Origin of the sequence: Bacillus andreraoultii (assembly GCF_001244735.1) — a bacterium.
Taxonomy (GTDB): Bacteria; Bacillota; Bacilli; order Bacillales; family Caldibacillaceae; genus Caldifermentibacillus; species Caldifermentibacillus andreraoultii.
Genome location: NZ_LN868937.1, coordinates 960402 through 977463, shown reverse-complemented (window position 1 = coordinate 977463; position 17062 = coordinate 960402). Strand labels below are relative to the sequence as shown.

The following is a 17062-nucleotide window of genomic DNA, read 5'->3' as shown; positions in this document are numbered from 1 at the left end:
CCTTCTAATAATAGGCATTCACACATTTTTTCTCTTATACATAGGATAAAGTATCAATTGGGCACAATCAAGCGAATGAAAACTTCAGGGGGAATTAGCATGCGAAAGTTTAAAAAAGTAGGGATTCTACTTTTAACAGGAATCGTCATATTAGCATTATCTGCATGTGGTAAAAATAATAGTAAATTAGAGAAAGTGCGTATCGCCGAAGTAACGAGGTCGGTTTTCTATGCACCACAATACGTTGCCATTGAAAAAGGGTTTTTTGAAGAGGAAGGACTTGATATTGACTTAACAACTGTACCAGGTGGGGATAAAACAATGACAGCCCTCATTTCGGATGGTGCGGACGTAGCACTTGTTGGTTCTGAAACAAGTATTTATGTGAACAGTCAAGGGACAGAAGATTCGATTATAAATTTTGCTCAAGTGACACAAACAGATGGAACATTCCTCGTTGCCCGAAATCCTATCGAAAACTTTTCTTGGGATATGTTGAAAGACTCGACATTTCTTGGCCAACGTAAAGGTGGAATGCCACAAATGGTTGGGGAATTTGTCTTGAAAAAACATGGCATTGACCCCCACAATGACCTAGATTTAATTCAAAATATTGACTTTGCAAATATTTCCTCTTCTTTTGCTTCCGGTACAGGAGAATTCGTACAACTGTTTGAACCAACGGCAAGCATATTTGAAATGGAAGGAAAAGGACATATTGTTGCCTCTTTCGGGGAAGAGAGTGGTCATGTCCCTTACACTGTATTCATGGCGAAAAATAGTTATTTAAAGAAAAATAAAGAAACGATAGAAAAATTTACGAGGGCACTTTATAAAGCACAAAAATGGGTATATGAGCAACCTGCTGAAGAAGTAGCAAAAGCAATTCAACCTTTCTTTGAAGATACGGAATTAGATATTCTGACCTCCTCCATTGAACGCTATAAAAATCAAAGGTCTTTTGCAGAAAATCCCTTATTAGATGAAGAGGAATGGGAAAATTTGCAAGATATTATGGATGAAGCTGGTGAACTACCAGAGCGCCTTGAACATAGTAAATTTGTAAATACTGAAATTGCAAAAAAAGTTATGAAGTAATACTCTTTTATGCTTCGTAAAAATGTTAAAGGAGGCTTGAAAATTGAGCTTTTTACAAATTGAAGATGTAACCCATAGCTATTTTTCCAAACAGTCAAAGACGACAGCTCTCATTGATGTTAGCCTCACGATTGAAGAAGGTGAATTCATCTCCTTTTTAGGCCCTAGTGGATGTGGAAAAACCACTTTATTATCGATAATTAGTGGCTTAATCCATCCGACAATTGGTCGTGTAATCATTGATCATGAAGAAGTACATGACTCGAATAATAAAACAGGTTATATGCTTCAACAAGACTACTTATTTCCATGGAGAACAATTGAGGATAATATATTACTCGGTTTACGTTTAACTAAACAATTAAACGTTAAAACAAAACAAAAAACAATCGCACTCCTTGAAGAAATGGGTTTAAAACACGTATTAAAACAATTTCCTACACAATTATCTGGTGGGATGCGGCAGCGGGTTGCACTCGTCCGCACCCTTGCAACCAATCCAAAATTACTCCTTCTCGATGAACCATTTTCTGCACTAGATTTCCAAACAAAATTAAAATTAGAAGATCTTGTCTTTGCGACATTAAAACAATTTCAAAAAACAGCGATATTAGTTACACACGATATTGGTGAAGCCATCGCAATGAGCGATCGAATATATTTATTTTCCAATCGACCAGGGACGATTCATAAAATATTCGACATATCTGCTGAACTAAAATCTCTTACTCCATTTCGAGCTCGGAATCATGAATTATACAATCATACTTTTCAAGAAATCTGGAAGGAGTTGGAAAGCCTTGAACAAACAAATGAAAATTAATGAACTCCATTCAAAGTATCAAAAAGCTTTAGCTCGGAATAAGCGATGGGTCCTCTTCTTCCAAAGTAGTATTCTTACCATTTTCTTCCTCTTATGGGAAGTTTCCAGCCGAATGTATTGGATTGATCCACTCATATTCAGTTCACCTTCGAAAGTTTGGAATTTATTAATTGGTAATATAGCTGATGGCTCAATTTTTCCCCATATTGGGACGACAATATTTGAAACTATTCTCGGGTTTATTATTGGTACTGCTCTCGGTACAATACTAGCGGCTATTCTATGGTGGTCACCTTTTTTATCGAAAGTTTTAGACCCATATTTAGTCGTTTTAAACGCAATGCCGAAAGTTGCTATCGGACCAATATTAATTGTTGCTCTCGGTCCAACAATGACTTCAATTATTGTCATGGGCGCAATTATTTCTGTCATCATTACGACGATCGTTGTTTACACCGCTTTTCGCGATGTCGACCCAAATTACCTTAAAGTACTGCAAACATTCAATGCATCCAGATGGGACAGCTTTAAAGAAGCAATTCTTCCCGCTTCATTTCCAACCATTGTCTCTACATTAAAAGTAAATGTCGGTTTAAGCTGGGTCGGTGTTGTTGTTGGTGAGTTTCTCGTCTCAAAGCAAGGTCTCGGATACTTAATTATTTACGGTTTCCAAGTATTTAATTTTACACTTGTCATGCAGTCCCTTGTCATCATCGTAGTTTTTGCAACCATTATGTATAAACTAGTTGAGTACCTTGAAAAAAAGATAATGAAAAATGGATAAAGAGTTATAAAATGATACCTTGTTTCTTTAACCAGTGCAAACACAATTGAACAACATCATCTTTCATAATAAAACTATATTCATCCGTAATTACTTCCGGTGTTAAAGGTGTATTCTTTAATACCGGACCCTCTGTTTCTAAATAATGATTTCGATTTTGAATTTCCTTAATCTCGGCAAAGTAAACATTTTTCACAAATGTGTCCGCTGAACTGCTAACCATATATTGACCAACAAATATAAGTTTCTCAACAATTGCCCCCGTTTCCTCATAAACTTCCCTTTTTGCAGCCGCTTCTACTGTTTCTAAAGCCTCAACCTTGCCTCCTGGAAATTCAAGTCCACGTTCTTTATGTTTTGTAAATAGCCATTGATTTTGATAGCGACAAATCACGAATATATGTTTTGCCTCAATGGGAAATGTATGATCCGAAAAAGAAAGCGTAACCGTATTCCCATTTGCATCTTTAAATGTTTTCATTCCAATCTTCCTTTCTATGTCGTATTTATTTTATTATAACTAAAATTTTGATGACATTTTATAAATGGTGTTTCTACGTGTATCCACAAACAAAGAACTATTTTAATATACTTTATTATTAATAATTACACGCCTTTTTCCTCTTCTTTTTATATTCATATTCGGTTATTAATTTACTAATATATTGACAACTTTCGATTACAAATTTTTAAAAAATATTGACTAAACCGAAAATCAGCTATATAATCTCATTACACATAAATTTAAAAAAGTCAAAAAAATAACTTACAATTCACTTAGGAAGGAAGACTATATATGAATCAAGTCTCTAAAATCGAATTCATAAAAGCAAACCAACTAAAAGAAAAACCAAATTCATTAGAGTTTGGTAAACATTTTACAGACTATATGTTCATGATGGATTATGACGGAGATCAAGGTTGGATTTCACCACGGATTAAACCTTATGAACCTATCAGCCTATCACCAGCATCTTTCGTTCTTCACTATGGGCAAGCGGTATTCGAAGGGTTGAAAGCATATAAAACAAGAAATGGAGACCCTGTTATTTTCCGCCCCGACAAACATATCGCTCGTCTTAATCAGTCTTGCGAAAGATTATGTATCCCCACGCTTGATCCAGATTTAATGATGGAAGCACTCACGATGTTAATTGATATCGAAAAGGATTGGATACCTGAAGAAGAGGGGACATCACTTTATATTCGTCCTTTTGTCATTTCGACCGAACCATATCTCGGTATTCGACCATCACATCACTATACATTTATGATCATCTTATCACCGGTCGGCGCCTATTATTCTGATGGCGCATTAAATCCTGTAAAAATATTTGTGGAAGATGAATATGTACGAGCTGTTAAAGGTGGTGTCGGTCATGTAAAAACACCTGGGAATTATGCAGCAAGTATGTTGGCCCAGGAGAGAGCTAATGAGTTAGGCTATGAGCAAGTATTATGGCTCGATGGTAAAGAAAACAAATACATTGAAGAAGTCGGAAGTATGAACATCTTTTTCAAAATAAATGGAGAAATTTATACACCAAAACTTAATGGGAGTATTTTACCAGGAGTTACTCGTGACTCTGTCATCCATCTCGTTAAAGATTGGGGAATTCCACTTCACGAAGAACGAATATCAATTGAGGATTTATATAAAGCACATCAAAGTGGTCAACTAGAAGAAGTATTCGGCACTGGAACTGCTGCTGTTATTTCACCAGTCGGCGAACTCAAATGGGAAGATAAAATAATAACCATTAACGATTTCCAAACTGGAGACTTTGCAAAGGAATTATATGATACAATAACAGGAATCCAATATGGAAGTAAAAGAGATCATTACGGTTGGATTAAGGTAGTTGGAAAATAAAGAAAACTTTGGCATCCGAGCCTTTAAGCAACCAAGAGCCGTAGTTCGCCGAAAAAGCTTTTTTTCGGCTGCGATGCAATGCTGCTAGTGTCTTCCTTGTGGACTTAAGCGCACAAGGAAAGTATGGATTGGAAAATTTATACTTTCCTATTTACTAAATAAACAATAGCTGCTAATTAGGAAAATCATATAGGCATTCGTGAATTGGCCTATATCCGAAACCTAAAGCAGCTTTTTTAACAAAATCGTTATGAATTTGTTTTCTTTTACATATAGATATACAATATAAGTAGATTAGTTCATACATAAATGATGTTTTTATGATATACCAACTGAGTTAAACTACAAAGGGGTGAACTTCCATGAAATTTGTCGATGAGCTATACGATTTTTACAAAAAGAAATTAACAGCAGATGATGAGGATATCGATTTATTAGTTAATTCTATTATGCAGGAACTATCGCGGCAAGATATGCTTAGCATCCTTTCTGAACTAAATCAAAAAGAACTATATCAAATTACTGGTACATACATAGCATATAAACTAAGGGAAAAAATTATTCAAGATCAAGACTTAGGTTCGATTGATGACAAAGACACATATTTACATTAGTTTAAAAAACAATGGAGCTGCCTAAATACTACAGCTCCTCTTCTTATTTATTTACCAATAAAAGCACTTAGCATCCAAATATGTTTTTGAAAACTTTCACTCATACCTAGTAATAAATCAGCAGTACCTTCATCGCCATCTTCACTAGCTAATTTAATTGTAGTTAATAGTTCTTTGTCAAGAGTTTTTAGATCATTAACAAGTTCTTCAACCATTTCAACATCATTCCCAATTGTACTAGCTTCCTTGATAGTTGCAAGCTCTAAACATTCTTTTAAAGTTGAAATTGGTTTTTCATTTAATTGTAGTAAACGTTCGGCAACGTCATCGTTATGTCCAGTTACTTCTTCATATAGTTCTTCAAACTTTTCATGTAAAGTGAAGAAATGTGGTCCCTTTACAAACCAATGGAAATGATGGAGTTTCATATATAGTACATTCAGATCTGCCACCAATTTATTCATATTTTGCTTTAATTCTGTGTTCATATTATTTCCTCCTTCTCGTCATTCTTTCTTTATATACTTTTTTCTAAACGTGGTACAATTATGTAAGAAAAAAAGTATTTCATGTGGACTGGATTATGGGAGATAGCAAATTTTGTAATTACCTCCTAAAACCACTATATCTTTATTGTAAAACATTCATTGGAAATAACTATAGATATTATTTGAACATTTTTCCACAAATCATTCTCCCTTTGGAAACTTCTAGTAAAATTAAGTGAAAAAACATACTAAAATATTTGACAGTCATAAAAAAGGATGAACAGTAAAATGGTAAAAAAAATATTAATTGGAATGATACGCTTCTATCAAAAGTTCATATCACCAGCTACACCTCCAAGTTGTCGCTTTTATCCTACTTGCTCACAATATGGATTAGAAGCTATCCAACGATTTGGTGCATTGAAAGGTGGGTATTTAACAATAAAAAGAATATTAAAATGCCATCCTTTACATCCAGGTGGGGTTGACCCTGTGCCTATTGAATGGTCATTCAAGTCGAGAAGAAATGATAAAGGTAAATAATTCTTTGTCATAAATAATGATTGTTTTTGATAAAATAAATAGAAGTGAAAATTTTTCTTGCACGTTTAATAAAAATAAATTATGATAGGATAAGGAAAATCAGAATGACTACGATTTACATTTTCTTCTTTTTTAAATTGTAATGATTACGTTTTATACACATTCTATTCTAGGAGGAGTATATGAGTAAAAAGTTACTTTCCTTTATTCTTTTAACACTATTACTTTCCACAATTTTAAGTGGCTGTGGAGAAAAAGAAAATACACAAGTTAAAGACAATAACAATAACTCACTAATTGTATATACAACGGTTTATCCGCTAGCCGATTTCACTAAAAAAATTGGTGGTGATTATGTTCAAGTTAAATCGATTTATCCACCAGGCATTGATGAACATTCTTATGAACCGAAACAAAAGGAAATTATCCAAATGGCTAATGCGGATCTATTTTTTGCTATTGGCTATAATCTAGAAGGATTTATAAAAAAAGCTGAGCCAATTTTAAAAAGTGAAGGTGTAAAAGTTGTATCAGTAGGAGAGCAAATTGATTTAAAATCTAATCATGCGGATAAAGAAGAAGCTACTCATGAAGAGGATGAAGATGGCCACAATCACGGTAGTATCGATCCTCATATATGGATTGATCCTCTCTATTCTATTCAACTTGCGAATATTATTAAACAAAATTTAATTAGTGAAATGCCTGAGCAGAAAGAAACATTTGAAAAAAACTTTAAGGAATTAGAGGCAAAATTACAAGATTTACATGAGCAATTTTTAAACGTTGTCAAAAATGCAAAATTCAAGAAGTTTATCGTATCCCATGCAGCATATGGTTATTGGGAAGAACGATATGGAATTGAACAACTTCATATTTCCGGAATTTCCACCTCACAAGAGCCGTCACAAAAGCAACTAATGGAAATTGTTGATGAAATTAAAAAGAACCATTTACAATATATCCTTGTAGAGCAAAATGTGAATAATAAACTCGTAAAAGTGATTCAAGAAGAAACAAAAAGTTCCACCTTGCCGATTCATAATTTATCTGTCCTTACTGAAAAGGATATAAAAAATGGAGAAGATTATTTTTCTTTAATGGAGAAAAATATAAAAACATTAGAAAAGGCATTAAATTAGTGTTGCTAAAAAGAAGGGACTCATCTGAAAATACGTTGAGTCCCTTTAATCTTCTAACTGTTCTTTTAAAACTCTCCGTAATATTTTGTTTGAAGCATTTTTCGGCAGTTCCTCAATTGGCATCCATTTCTTTGGAACTTTGTAATTAGCTAAATGTAGCCTACAAAATTGTTCAAGTTCTTGATCTGATACATTCTCTCCATCTTTTACTACATAAAACGCGACGGGTACTTGACCCCAAAGAGAATCATTCATTCCTACAACACTTACTTCTTTAATTTTCGAGTGTGATCCAATTACATTTTCTATTTCTGAAGGATAAATATTTTCCCCACCAGATATGATTAAATCTGAGCGTCGATCTAAAACGAATAGAAATCCTTCCTCATCTAAATAACCAATATCACCCGTATAAAACCAACCATCTGATGTAAAACTCTTCTTATTCGCTTCTTCTCGATTATAATAACCAATTGTCACATTGGGTCCCTTCACAGCAATTTCCCCAACTTGATTAGGCTCAGAAATTTTTCCATCCTTTTCAATTCGAATTTGACTATAAAAAAGTGGTTTTCCAGCAGATCCTAATTTACGAATACTATCTTCTGGAGCTAATGTAACAATTTGTGAAGATGTTTCGGTTAATCCGTACGTTTGAAATACCGGGATTTGTTTGTTTTTACATGTTTCAAGAAGACTTAATGGTACAGGTCCACCTCCGATAAGCATACACCGAAAAGATGGATGGTATAGTTGTTCCCCCAACGCATTCATCATCCGTTGAACCATTGTACTTACGACTGATATAATCGTAGCTTTTCCTTCAATTAATGCTTCATTGATTATTCTTTCATCAAATTTCTCATATAAAATAACGGGTATGCCATATAAAGCACTACGAATTAATGTAGAAAAACCACTAATATGAAACAACGGAACTGCTGTAAGCCATGCATCATTTTCTTGCAGACCTAAATTTAGTACCGAACCCATCGCACTTGACCAATGATTTCCATACGTTTGCAACACACCTTTTGGCCGCCCAGTAGTTCCTGATGTATACATCATTGTACAAATATCTTGTAAATCGAATTCTGTTACATAAGGAAAAGATGTCTTTTCCATATACGGTAAGTTTTCTATAATCATGTAGTCTTGTAAATTTCCAATCATTGGTTTCCACTGTTCGGCTAATTTTTCTTCACTAATTAAAAATGAAGAATGACTATCTTGTAATTGATAGAGTAATTCTTCAGATTGCAAGCGAGTATTTAGTAAAACAGCTGTACTACCAATTAATTGTAATGCATGCAAAATAACAACCATCTCTACATGATTATTTAATAGGACAGCAACACGATCACCTTTACGAATTCCTCCATGGTATAAACGTTCTGCAGTGCTTGTGACCCTCAAGTATAGCTCATTAAAACTAATTTTTTCATCATTAAAATGGAGAGCAAGTCGATTTGGCGTTAATTGGACTCTTTTCATTAACCAATTCGGTATCGTTAACATAGCATTCATCTTTTCACCTTACTTTAAAAGTCTCCTTTGTTAAAAAAGGAGGGGCCATATTTTTATGACTCCACTCCCTCTTACAATCAAGGAAATCTTGGGAACTGATCAAAATCTGGTTTCCGTTTTTCCTTAAATGCATCTCTTCCTTCTTTCGCTTCATCCGTTGTATAGAATAATAATGTAGCATCCCCTGCCAACTGTTGAATTCCTGCGATACCATCAGAATCAGCATTGAATGCAGCTTTTAAGAAACGGATAGCAGTTGGGCTTTTTTCTAGTATTTCTTCACACCACTTAACTGTTTCATCTTCCAATTGATCTAATGGAACTACTTTGTTAACTAGCCCCATTTCAAGCGCTTCCTGAGCATTGTACTGACGACATAGGTACCAAATTTCACGCGCTTTTTTATGACCAACAATACGAGCTAAATAGCCAGCACCATACCCACCATCGAAACTACCTACTTTTGGGCCTGTTTGTCCAAAAATTGCATTGTCAGCAGCAATTGTTAAATCACAGACAATATGTAATACATGTCCCCCACCAATTGCATAACCTGCTACCATAGCGATAACTGGTTTTGGAATAACACGTATTAAACGTTGTAAATCTAAAACATTTAAACGAGGGATGTTATCATCGCCAACATATCCACCGTCACCTCGTACTTTCTGGTCTCCACCGGAACAGAACGCTTGATCTCCAGCACCTGTTAAAATAATGACTCCAATTTTAGAGTCGTCACGTGCAATTGTAAAAGCATCGAGCAATTCTTTAACCGTATTTGGTCGAAATGCATTGCGTACTTCTGGACGGTTAATTGTAATCTTTGCGATACCATTATATGTTTCATAAATTATATCTTCATATTCCCGTTCACGAATCCACTCTCTAACCATTTTTATCCTCCTTTATTTTCAAATATAGATTTTTTACAAAATGTCCATATTTATTTTACCAAACTTATTTCCTTTTTCCACAACTTACACCTTGAAAATAATCAAAAAATGTTTTCATCTGTCGAAACAGATAATATTTTATCCTTTTTTGCAATTATTTCCTGGGAAACATAACCTGATATTTCTCGACAAATTTTAACAGGGACAATGCCATTCACTGTTACCGATTAATTTCCAATAATTGTTATCATAATCTATTAAATTACGTAGTTATTTAATTGACACATTTGTTATGTTTCCATAAACTTAGGTTAGAGATGTTCACAAGATTTTCAAAAACGTATTTTAAGAGGTGAGAGATTTCCATGCAAACTGGGGTTCAGTCTAATCAAACCAACTTGAATCCTGATAATAAAAGTTGGCAAACTTGGTGGCAACTAATGCGACCACATACATTAACTGCTTCTTTTGTCCCTGTTATTTTAGGAACAGTTATTGCCTATGAGGTCACGAAAATTAGACTAGATTTATTCATCGCAATGTTAATAGCAAGTATTCTTATTCAAGCTGCAACAAACATGTTCAATGAATACTATGATCATAAAAGAGGATTAGATACGGAAGAATCTGTTGGAATCGGAGGTACAATTGTCCGAGAAGGTGTTCATCCAAAAGTTATTTTTAACCTAGCTATTACTTTTATCGCTCTATCGGTATTATTAGGTGTTTATATTTCTATGAATAGCAATTGGTGGGTTGCACTTATCGGGTCAATTTCAATATTAATTGGTTATCTTTATACAGGTGGACCACTACCAATTTCATCCACACCATTCGGTGAACTATTGTCTGGACTGTTTATGGGAATTAATATTATTTTAATTACATTTTTTATTCAGACTGGCACAATCACAACTACGAGTATTTTAGTTTCAATACCAACGACAATCCTTATTGGGGCAATTAATTTATCTAATAATATTCGTGATTTGGATGGAGATAAAGAATTTGGTAGAAAGACACTTCCCATTCTGCTAGGCAGAGAAAAAGCTATTCAAGTTTTGGCATTATCATTTACTGTATCGTATATATGGATTCTAGCTTTAGTGTTATTTGCTAATATGACTCCATGGATTTTAATTGTTTTGCTCAGCTCGCCAAAAGCTTACAAAGCAGTGAAAAATTTTATTGGAAAAACGATACCACTTGAAATGATGCCAGCTATGAAAGCGACAGCACAAACAAACACCTTTTTCGGATTTCTACTTTCAATTGGATTTATCATTTCCTATCTATTTTAAAATAAAAGGCTATTACAATCTTTCTCATTTACGAGTGGATTGTAAGAGCTTTTTTTCTAAAACAATCGAGTGCTCATGTCTACTCATTACACACGAAATATTTGTTAAATTTTTCAGGACAAACTAACTAAGTTGATTAATTGGCAAGACTCTGGTAATTGAATTATTTGTGAACAGTTCGTTATCGTATGTTCTTCTTTGAAGCTTCTTTGTTAAATGTTGGGGTCAGGATACCACGCTTTCGCTTGGTGGACTTTTATTGTAGGTATGAATAAAAATTCATGCCTACAATAAAAGGAAAAACTATTTCTAGCTAAGATGAACCCCTATTCCTTTATACTTGTGTGATAACAATATTCTAACTCTTACTCGTTTGGAGCTTTTTAAACCATACGCATTCCGTTTTATTATCTTTGTGTGGTTATTTATTCCTTCCAGAAATCCATTGGAATTGATGTAAATAAAACTATTTAAAATTTCATTTTCAAAAGTTTTAAATGTCCGATTGCTGTGCAGAAATTCCTTCATTCCAGAAACTCTTACTAACTGATAAAACGCGTTTAATCCTTCTTTTGTTTTGCTTATACCTTTTGAACCATTTTTTTCGCTTGACTGAACCTTTCCCAATTAGCCTCTTTTAATTGAAATGCCATATCTAATTCTTTCGACATATCTCGATACCATTTCTCATTTTCAGTTCGTTTCGTACTATCTTTATAAAATACATATCTCATCTTTTACACTTTTACCGGTCATAATCATTCCAATCTGACTGAATTCGCCTTTTTACCTTATCAAGTACCCAATAGATATAGCGATAAAAATGAAAGTGATCAGCTATAATTAGTGGATGATCTAAAGCCTTTCGTACAGCAAATTTAAAGGAAGGGCTCATGTCCATTATAACAATTTCTACATTTGCCCAATACTTTCGTAAGTATCGTGATATTGTTTTTCCTTTTCTATTCAATAATATATCCAGAGTCTCTCTTGTATCTCCGTCTGCGATAATCAACTGATACTCTCCATCTTTGGTATCCCCTTTATACTCATCAAATTCGATTACTCTCGGAAGTTCCTTAACTTCCCCTATTTCTTCGGCAAATGCACAAACTTATAACTGTTGAAATTGATGGACCATACTGTTGGGCTAATTCTTTAAACATTTTGGCTTGAACACTTCGCATGTTTACAGCTTGATTCCACGCTTTTATGAACAGCTTTTAGTAAAACTGCTTGCCACACGCCACATCGATATCTTCTTTTGTTATGAAAAATCAGTAGCATTGCATAAAAAATTTTAATGGTTGTCAAAGTACCAGAATATGGTGATTGAGGATTTTACTAAAAATTCCGATTAAATATTTCCATCCGAAATTAAAAAGCTTGATAAGGAACTAAAGGTAGCCCTTATCCAAAAACTTTCAGACTATTTTATTTTCCTATTAAAACAAGGGTCATATGTTAAATCGTCTAAATGATTCACCTCGCCTTCATCAAATTGATGCACAATGAGTTGAAATTCCTGTTTCCAATCATATTTCCTACGTCCCTTTGATGTTCGGGTAGAAGTGGGAAAAAGTGATTTGATAAATTCATTTATCCCCTTGAAAAGAAAGTCAACTAGACTTCTTTGAACATCTAGAAGACTCCCTTGATGATTGTATTTTAGTTGAATGAGTACTTGTAAACAGTACGTAATTAAGGCAATCCATATTTGGTTATAGACAGCATTTTCGCTTTTACCGTAAAACATTTTGATTTTCAAATGTTGTTTCATCCATTTGAAAAAAATTTCGATCTTCCAACGATATCGATATAAATCACCAATCTCTTTTGCCGTTAGACCAAAACAGTTAGTCAGAATGGTGACTGGATTGCCATCACTATCTTTCGTATGAATCAAACGAAGAGTGTGCTGCGTTTTCGTCCCGTTCTCCTGATTTCCAAGATATCTTTCAGCATCCTGAAAGATAAGATTTTCTGGATCTGGTGTTTGTTCATTTAACACTTCAATTTCCGCGTTTTTCTTTAATCTTGTGATAAAGCAATTATCATTTAAGCAGTAGTGGTCGAACTTCTTATAATCGTTATATCCTCTGTCAAATAGATAAATCGTATCTGGATTCATCTCAATTAATTCATCCATTTGAGTACGATCCGCATGTTTGGCAGGTAATAATATGGCTTTTTGTAATGTGGCTTAATCTTTTTAACTCATTGATTTGAGCGACAAGTTGTAAAAACTTATATGCTGTTAACTTTTTAACGTACTTATCAACATCAGCTACGTTAATCAGCTTCTTAAATTTTTCTTCATTAATTACAACACTTAATAGTTCCTTTATTGTGGATCTTGTGTTATCCTTGTTCTGCCATTGCTCCTTTTAATTAGGATTTGAACAAGGACTTCCTAACCTAATTATAAGGATTTTTTTATACGCTGGAAGATACTATTTATCAATTTTGCAACAAAATTTGGTAAATATTGGGATATAAATCTATTGACAATTTTGTTTTAAGTTAATGCAATACTACTGAAATCACTTATAGTACTCGCGCTGACCTCTTTTAAAAATCCAGGTAAAATCATGGATAATATAAGAGTGGTAATGAGAGTGAAGATAAAAGACTTGAATGCTAATTTGTTTACTGATAGATTCATATTATTCCTCCTAGAAATATAAAAGTATGTATTAATCTATATATTGGAGAGATAAAATATTTATGTCAAATAATAATTGGAATAAAAAACCTGATCTGTCCACTATAGTAGGAAATTTGCTAGTAATAGCATTAGTGGTTATAGCAGCGATAATAGTTATATCGACCCCGATTTTAGGTCTATATGGTGCATCGAATATATTAGCCAACTTTGATTTGATTGAAATAAGACTTTTTGATAACCTTTTATATAATTTTGTTTACTTTGTTTTTTTATTTTTATTAGTATTTTTTGTTGGTGTGGTTTTTGAGTTATTATTAACTCTTATATTTAAGGTGTTAGGATTAGAGACTACTAAAAAGACAATGTTAATTAGTTATATAGTTCAATTGTTTTTAAGTGTTATTTTTTATAAAGGTTTAACTGAAGATATTTTTACAAGAATTAATATATCCTGGATAGGAACTATTCTTTTATTTTTATTAATTTATTTATCATCCTTTATGATAAGTGATGATCATAAAATTATGAGGAAATCAAAATAATTTTGACCGATTTAAACGCATGTGATTTTTTTGCCTATGATATTGAAGATGGCGATTTAATATTATTTTGCACAGAAGGAGTAAGCTGTTTGCTCCTTCTTTTTTATGAAAAGGGAAAAGACGTTGAAAATTGACAAAGAATGCGATGAATTTGTGGTTGAGTGAATCAATGAATGTAATCATTCGTACAAAAGTTATTGGTTTGAGGAAGGGTTAAAAGAACAGTTGATCAGTTATGCAAAGTATTGGAAATGGTTAGATGAAAAGCAGAAGGTAATTGGTCTGAATTTTTACGTAGAGCTGTTTGGCATGTGCTTAGAAATGAAAGTCAATGGAGCAATTACGCTTGTTTAGGCTATGTCATTTCTGCATTGAAAAAACTCGGCTATGATGACGAACATATTCGTCAGTTGGTACGTGCAATCTACAGTGAATTTGATATGAAATCAGTTCCTGATGCAGAGGATATTTTTCGAGAATCAGATTATTAAGGGAAGAGTGTTTCCCTTTAATTTTATGGTTTTACGGTTGCAAGAGAAAGCGACACGTGGCGTCTGTCAATTGAACCGTGGAAACCGGAATAAGCGAAGCGGAATGAAGATATGCCGCGAAAGTCGATTGACAGGCTCACCACACCCGAACCCTCTTGGATTGTATAAGTAGTTTTTTATACTCTGGAAGATAATATTAACCAATTTTGTAACAAATCGGTAAATACTAGGATATAATTCATTGACAATTTTGTTTTAAGTTAATGCAATACTGCTGATAAAAAATATAAAAAAAGCATTCAAACCACTATAAATGCTTGATTTTCCGCATTCGATAATCGTGTATTTGCCGCGTTTTGGCACCACATCTAGGGCATGAATGTGTGCCATGTATGTGTGCGTGCTTCCATTTCCACAAACAAGACTAATCTGTCCTCAATTTGTTCCACTTTTAGTATTTTTACGTCTTCTAATCCTGGGATTATTATGTTATTATTCATTTGCACACGACTCCCTTTCTTTTACTTGTTACTCTCAATTCAAGTATAAAAGAAAATTAGGAGTCGTGTGTTTCTATTTTTTGAATCCTTTATTAACCACTACATTTATTATATTATAGAGCTAAAAAAGGCAAGTGAAGAGAACTTTTCAATTCCTTCACTTGCCTTTTTATCAAACTAATAAGATATATGACCCCTACGGGATTCGAACCCGTGTTACCGCCGTGAAAGGGCGGTGTCTTAACCGCTTGACCAAGGGGCCAAGTTAAAGAAAAATATGGAGAAGGCGGGATTCGAACCCGCGCACCGGTAACCCGATCTAACGGTTTAGCAAACCGTCCTCTTCAGCCACTTGAGTACTTCTCCATGGCTCCGCAGGTAGGATTCGAACCTACGACCGATCGGTTAACAGCCGATTGCTCTACCACTGAGCTACTGCGGAATATATATAATTTTGATAAATGGGCCTGAATGGACTTGAACCATCGACCTCACGCTTATCAGGCGTGCGCTCTAACCAGCTGAGCTACAGGCCCATATAAAATGGAGCGGGTGATGGGAATCGAACCCACGACAACAGCTTGGAAGGCTGTGGTTTTACCACTAAACTACACCCGCATATGATTTTATAATAATAAAATGGGGCGACTAGTGGGAATCGAACCCACGAATGTCGGAGCCACAATCCGATGCGTTAACCACTTCGCCATAGCCGCCATAACTTGTACAGGCCTTAAAGTGGTGGCTCGGGACGGAATCGAACCGCCGACACAAGGATTTTCAGTCCTTTGCTCTACCGACTGAGCTACCGAGCCATAAAGTTTTAATGGCGGTCCGGACGGGACTCGAACCCGCGACCTCCTGCGTGACAGGCAGGCATTCTAACCAACTGAACTACCGGACCATTAGATTGCGGGGATAGGATTTGAACCTACGACCTTCGGGTTATGAGCCCGACGAGCTACCAGACTGCTCCACCCCGCGATGATATTATTATATAAATTAATCTCATGCCCATAGTTTTACACAAGACTGTCCCGATTTCGGGAAGTAATTCAATGATGTTTGCGAAATCGGTACAACTCGCAGATTACTCAAAGTAGTAACGCTCGTTGCTCCACCCCGCGATGATATTATTATATTTCATTAATGGCGGAGGAAGAGGGATTCGAACCCCCGCGCGGTTTAACCCGCCTGTCGGTTTTCAAGACCGATCCCTTCAGCCAGACTTGGGTATTCCTCCGAAATTATATGGTGGACCTTGTAGGACTCGAACCTACGACCGGACGGTTATGAGCCGTCTGCTCTAACCAGCTGAGCTAAAGGTCCATTATTTAAGAATAAATAGATAGCGGCGGAGGGAATCGAACCCACGACCTCACGGGTATGAACCGTACGCTCTAGCCAGCTGAGCTACGCCGCCATATTATTTTATTGGTGGAGCCTAGCGGGATCGAACCGCTGACCTCCTGCGTGCAAAGCAGGCGCTCTCCCAGCTGAGCTAAGGCCCCATATATGTATATCATATCGGGAAGACAGGATTCGAACCTGCGACCCCATGGTCCCAAACCATGTGCTCTACCAAGCTGAGCTACTTCCCGTTTATAATGGCGCGCCCGAAAGGAGTCGAACCCATAACCTTCTGATCCGTAGTCAGACGCTCTATCCAATTGAGCTACGGGCGCATATAAATGGTGCCGAGGACCGGAATCGAACCGGTACGGTAGTCACCTACCGCAGGATTTTAAGTCCTGTGCGTCTGCCAGTTCCGC

The 17062-nt window shown here is 35.1% G+C and carries 20 protein-coding genes and 15 tRNA genes; 10 read left to right on the top strand and 25 right to left on the bottom strand.

Annotation, left to right across the window (positions count from 1 at the left end; genetic code table 11):
• Nucleotides 1-99: 99 nt before the first annotated feature.
• Genes BN2144_RS09920 through BN2144_RS09910 form a run of 3 tightly spaced genes read left to right on the top strand, consistent with a single transcriptional unit; the run spans nt 100 to nt 2705 of the window.
• Nucleotides 100-1098, top strand: coding sequence for an ABC transporter substrate-binding protein (locus tag BN2144_RS09920; protein ID WP_033828092.1), 999 nt, complete (start codon nt 100-102; stop codon nt 1096-1098).
• Nucleotides 1099-1141: 43 nt separating this feature from the next.
• Nucleotides 1142-1921 carry an ABC transporter ATP-binding protein gene (locus BN2144_RS09915; protein ID WP_033828091.1) on the top strand — a complete coding sequence of 260 codons (780 nt, stop codon included), beginning with the start codon at nt 1142-1144 and terminating at the stop codon, nt 1919-1921.
• Nucleotides 1911-2705 carry an ABC transporter permease gene (locus BN2144_RS09910; protein WP_094763142.1) on the top strand — a complete coding sequence of 265 codons (795 nt, stop codon included), beginning with the start codon at nt 1911-1913 and terminating at the stop codon, nt 2703-2705. The genes BN2144_RS09915 and BN2144_RS09910 overlap by 11 nt, the downstream gene beginning before the upstream one ends.
• 4 nt (nt 2706-2709) lie before the next feature.
• Here the strand turns inward: BN2144_RS09910 and ytkD are convergent, their stop codons facing one another.
• Entirely contained in the window at nt 2710-3186 is a 477-nt protein-coding gene (gene ytkD, locus BN2144_RS09905; protein WP_033828089.1) for an RNA deprotection pyrophosphohydrolase, read from the bottom strand.
• Between the two features lie 315 nt (nt 3187-3501).
• Between ytkD and BN2144_RS09900 the strand changes: the two genes are divergently transcribed.
• Nucleotides 3502-4578, top strand: coding sequence for a branched-chain amino acid aminotransferase (locus tag BN2144_RS09900; RefSeq protein WP_033828088.1), 1077 nt, complete (start codon nt 3502-3504; stop codon nt 4576-4578).
• Nucleotides 4579-4940: 362 nt separating this feature from the next.
• Entirely contained in the window at nt 4941-5192 is a 252-nt protein-coding gene (locus BN2144_RS09895) for a DUF6154 family protein (protein ID WP_033828087.1), read from the top strand.
• 47 nt (nt 5193-5239) lie between these two features.
• On the opposite strand, the gene BN2144_RS09890 is transcribed toward BN2144_RS09895, so the two are convergent.
• Nucleotides 5240-5680 (bottom strand): Dps family protein, encoded by a 441-nt coding sequence (locus BN2144_RS09890; protein ID WP_033828086.1) that lies wholly within the window; start codon nt 5678-5680, stop codon nt 5240-5242.
• Between the two features lie 288 nt (nt 5681-5968).
• On the opposite strand from BN2144_RS09890, the gene yidD reads away from it, so the two are divergent.
• On the top strand, nt 5969-6223 hold the full coding sequence (gene yidD / locus BN2144_RS09885; protein WP_033828085.1) for a membrane protein insertion efficiency factor YidD: 255 nt from the start codon (nt 5969-5971) through the stop codon (nt 6221-6223).
• 182 nt (nt 6224-6405) lie between these two features.
• Nucleotides 6406-7365 carry a metal ABC transporter solute-binding protein, Zn/Mn family gene (locus tag BN2144_RS09880; RefSeq protein ID WP_033828084.1) on the top strand — a complete coding sequence of 320 codons (960 nt, stop codon included), beginning with the start codon at nt 6406-6408 and terminating at the stop codon, nt 7363-7365.
• A gap of 45 nt (nt 7366-7410) precedes the next feature.
• On the opposite strand, the gene BN2144_RS09875 is transcribed toward BN2144_RS09880, so the two are convergent.
• Both BN2144_RS09875 and menB read right to left on the bottom strand, forming a co-directional pair.
• Complete coding sequence (locus tag BN2144_RS09875) at nt 7411-8892, bottom strand: o-succinylbenzoate--CoA ligase (protein ID WP_082195199.1); 1482 nt, start codon at nt 8890-8892, stop codon at nt 7411-7413.
• 77 nt (nt 8893-8969) lie between these two features.
• Nucleotides 8970-9788, bottom strand: a complete 819-nt coding sequence (menB, locus tag BN2144_RS09870; RefSeq protein ID WP_033828083.1) for a 1,4-dihydroxy-2-naphthoyl-CoA synthase — start codon at nt 9786-9788, stop codon at nt 8970-8972.
• Nucleotides 9789-10153: 365 nt separating this feature from the next.
• Between menB and BN2144_RS09865 the strand changes: the two genes are divergently transcribed.
• Nucleotides 10154-11089 carry a 1,4-dihydroxy-2-naphthoate polyprenyltransferase gene (locus BN2144_RS09865; RefSeq protein WP_033828082.1) on the top strand — a complete coding sequence of 312 codons (936 nt, stop codon included), beginning with the start codon at nt 10154-10156 and terminating at the stop codon, nt 11087-11089.
• A 309-nt stretch (nt 11090-11398) separates the two neighbouring features.
• On the opposite strand, the gene BN2144_RS20975 is transcribed toward BN2144_RS09865, so the two are convergent.
• From BN2144_RS20975 to BN2144_RS09850, 4 genes are all read right to left on the bottom strand, one after another.
• Entirely contained in the window at nt 11399-11716 is a 318-nt protein-coding gene (locus tag BN2144_RS20975; RefSeq protein ID WP_050632277.1) for a transposase, read from the bottom strand.
• Complete coding sequence (locus tag BN2144_RS19930) at nt 11671-11823, bottom strand: hypothetical protein (RefSeq protein WP_154665509.1); 153 nt, start codon at nt 11821-11823, stop codon at nt 11671-11673. Before BN2144_RS19930 ends, BN2144_RS20975 begins: the two co-directional genes overlap by 46 nt.
• Before the next feature lie 11 nt (nt 11824-11834).
• Entirely contained in the window at nt 11835-12152 is a 318-nt protein-coding gene (locus BN2144_RS09855) for a transposase (RefSeq protein ID WP_268258045.1), read from the bottom strand.
• A 366-nt stretch (nt 12153-12518) separates the two neighbouring features.
• The gene (locus BN2144_RS09850; protein WP_456061796.1) at nt 12519-13274 is read right to left on the bottom strand and encodes an IS4 family transposase; all 756 of its coding nucleotides are present in this window, start codon (nt 13272-13274) and stop codon (nt 12519-12521) included.
• Between the two features lie 542 nt (nt 13275-13816).
• On the opposite strand from BN2144_RS09850, the gene BN2144_RS09845 reads away from it, so the two are divergent.
• A complete protein-coding gene (locus tag BN2144_RS09845; protein WP_033828081.1) occupies nt 13817-14299 on the top strand; it encodes a hypothetical protein in 483 nt (160 codons plus the stop codon).
• A gap of 311 nt (nt 14300-14610) precedes the next feature.
• A complete protein-coding gene (locus tag BN2144_RS09840) occupies nt 14611-14790 on the top strand; it encodes a RuvA C-terminal domain-containing protein (RefSeq protein WP_033828080.1) in 180 nt (59 codons plus the stop codon).
• A 307-nt stretch (nt 14791-15097) separates the two neighbouring features.
• On the opposite strand, the gene BN2144_RS20970 is transcribed toward BN2144_RS09840, so the two are convergent.
• The 17 genes from BN2144_RS20970 to BN2144_RS09765 form a co-directional block, all read right to left on the bottom strand.
• Entirely contained in the window at nt 15098-15208 is a 111-nt protein-coding gene (locus BN2144_RS20970) for a transposase family protein (protein WP_139017883.1), read from the bottom strand.
• Nucleotides 15159-15290: a hypothetical protein gene (locus tag BN2144_RS20620; RefSeq protein WP_268258030.1), complete on the bottom strand. Its 132-nt coding sequence runs from the start codon at nt 15288-15290 to the stop codon at nt 15159-15161. Before BN2144_RS20620 ends, BN2144_RS20970 begins: the two co-directional genes overlap by 50 nt.
• A gap of 190 nt (nt 15291-15480) precedes the next feature.
• Nucleotides 15481-15552 (bottom strand) — tRNA-Glu (locus tag BN2144_RS09835).
• Between the two features lie 16 nt (nt 15553-15568).
• Nucleotides 15569-15656, bottom strand: a tRNA-Ser gene (locus BN2144_RS09830).
• A gap of 1 nt (nt 15657) precedes the next feature.
• A tRNA-Asn gene (locus BN2144_RS09825) sits at nt 15658-15732 on the bottom strand.
• Nucleotides 15733-15752: 20 nt separating this feature from the next.
• A tRNA-Ile gene (locus BN2144_RS09820) sits at nt 15753-15826 on the bottom strand.
• An 8-nt stretch (nt 15827-15834) separates the two neighbouring features.
• A tRNA-Gly gene (locus BN2144_RS09815) sits at nt 15835-15908 on the bottom strand.
• A 22-nt stretch (nt 15909-15930) separates the two neighbouring features.
• Nucleotides 15931-16006 (bottom strand) — tRNA-His (locus BN2144_RS09810).
• A gap of 23 nt (nt 16007-16029) precedes the next feature.
• Nucleotides 16030-16105, bottom strand: a tRNA-Phe gene (locus BN2144_RS09805).
• A gap of 12 nt (nt 16106-16117) precedes the next feature.
• Nucleotides 16118-16194: transfer RNA gene (locus tag BN2144_RS09800), tRNA-Asp, on the bottom strand.
• Nucleotides 16195-16200: 6 nt separating this feature from the next.
• Nucleotides 16201-16274, bottom strand: a tRNA-Met gene (locus BN2144_RS09795).
• Between the two features lie 166 nt (nt 16275-16440).
• Nucleotides 16441-16533, bottom strand: a tRNA-Ser gene (locus tag BN2144_RS09790).
• 9 nt (nt 16534-16542) lie between these two features.
• Nucleotides 16543-16619 (bottom strand) — tRNA-Ile (locus tag BN2144_RS09785).
• Nucleotides 16620-16639: 20 nt separating this feature from the next.
• Nucleotides 16640-16713, bottom strand: a tRNA-Met gene (locus BN2144_RS09780).
• 12 nt (nt 16714-16725) lie between these two features.
• Nucleotides 16726-16801 (bottom strand) — tRNA-Ala (locus BN2144_RS09775).
• A gap of 16 nt (nt 16802-16817) precedes the next feature.
• A tRNA-Pro gene (locus BN2144_RS09770) sits at nt 16818-16891 on the bottom strand.
• 7 nt (nt 16892-16898) lie between these two features.
• Nucleotides 16899-16975: transfer RNA gene (locus BN2144_RS09765), tRNA-Arg, on the bottom strand.
• Nucleotides 16976-17062 lie beyond the last annotated feature (87 nt).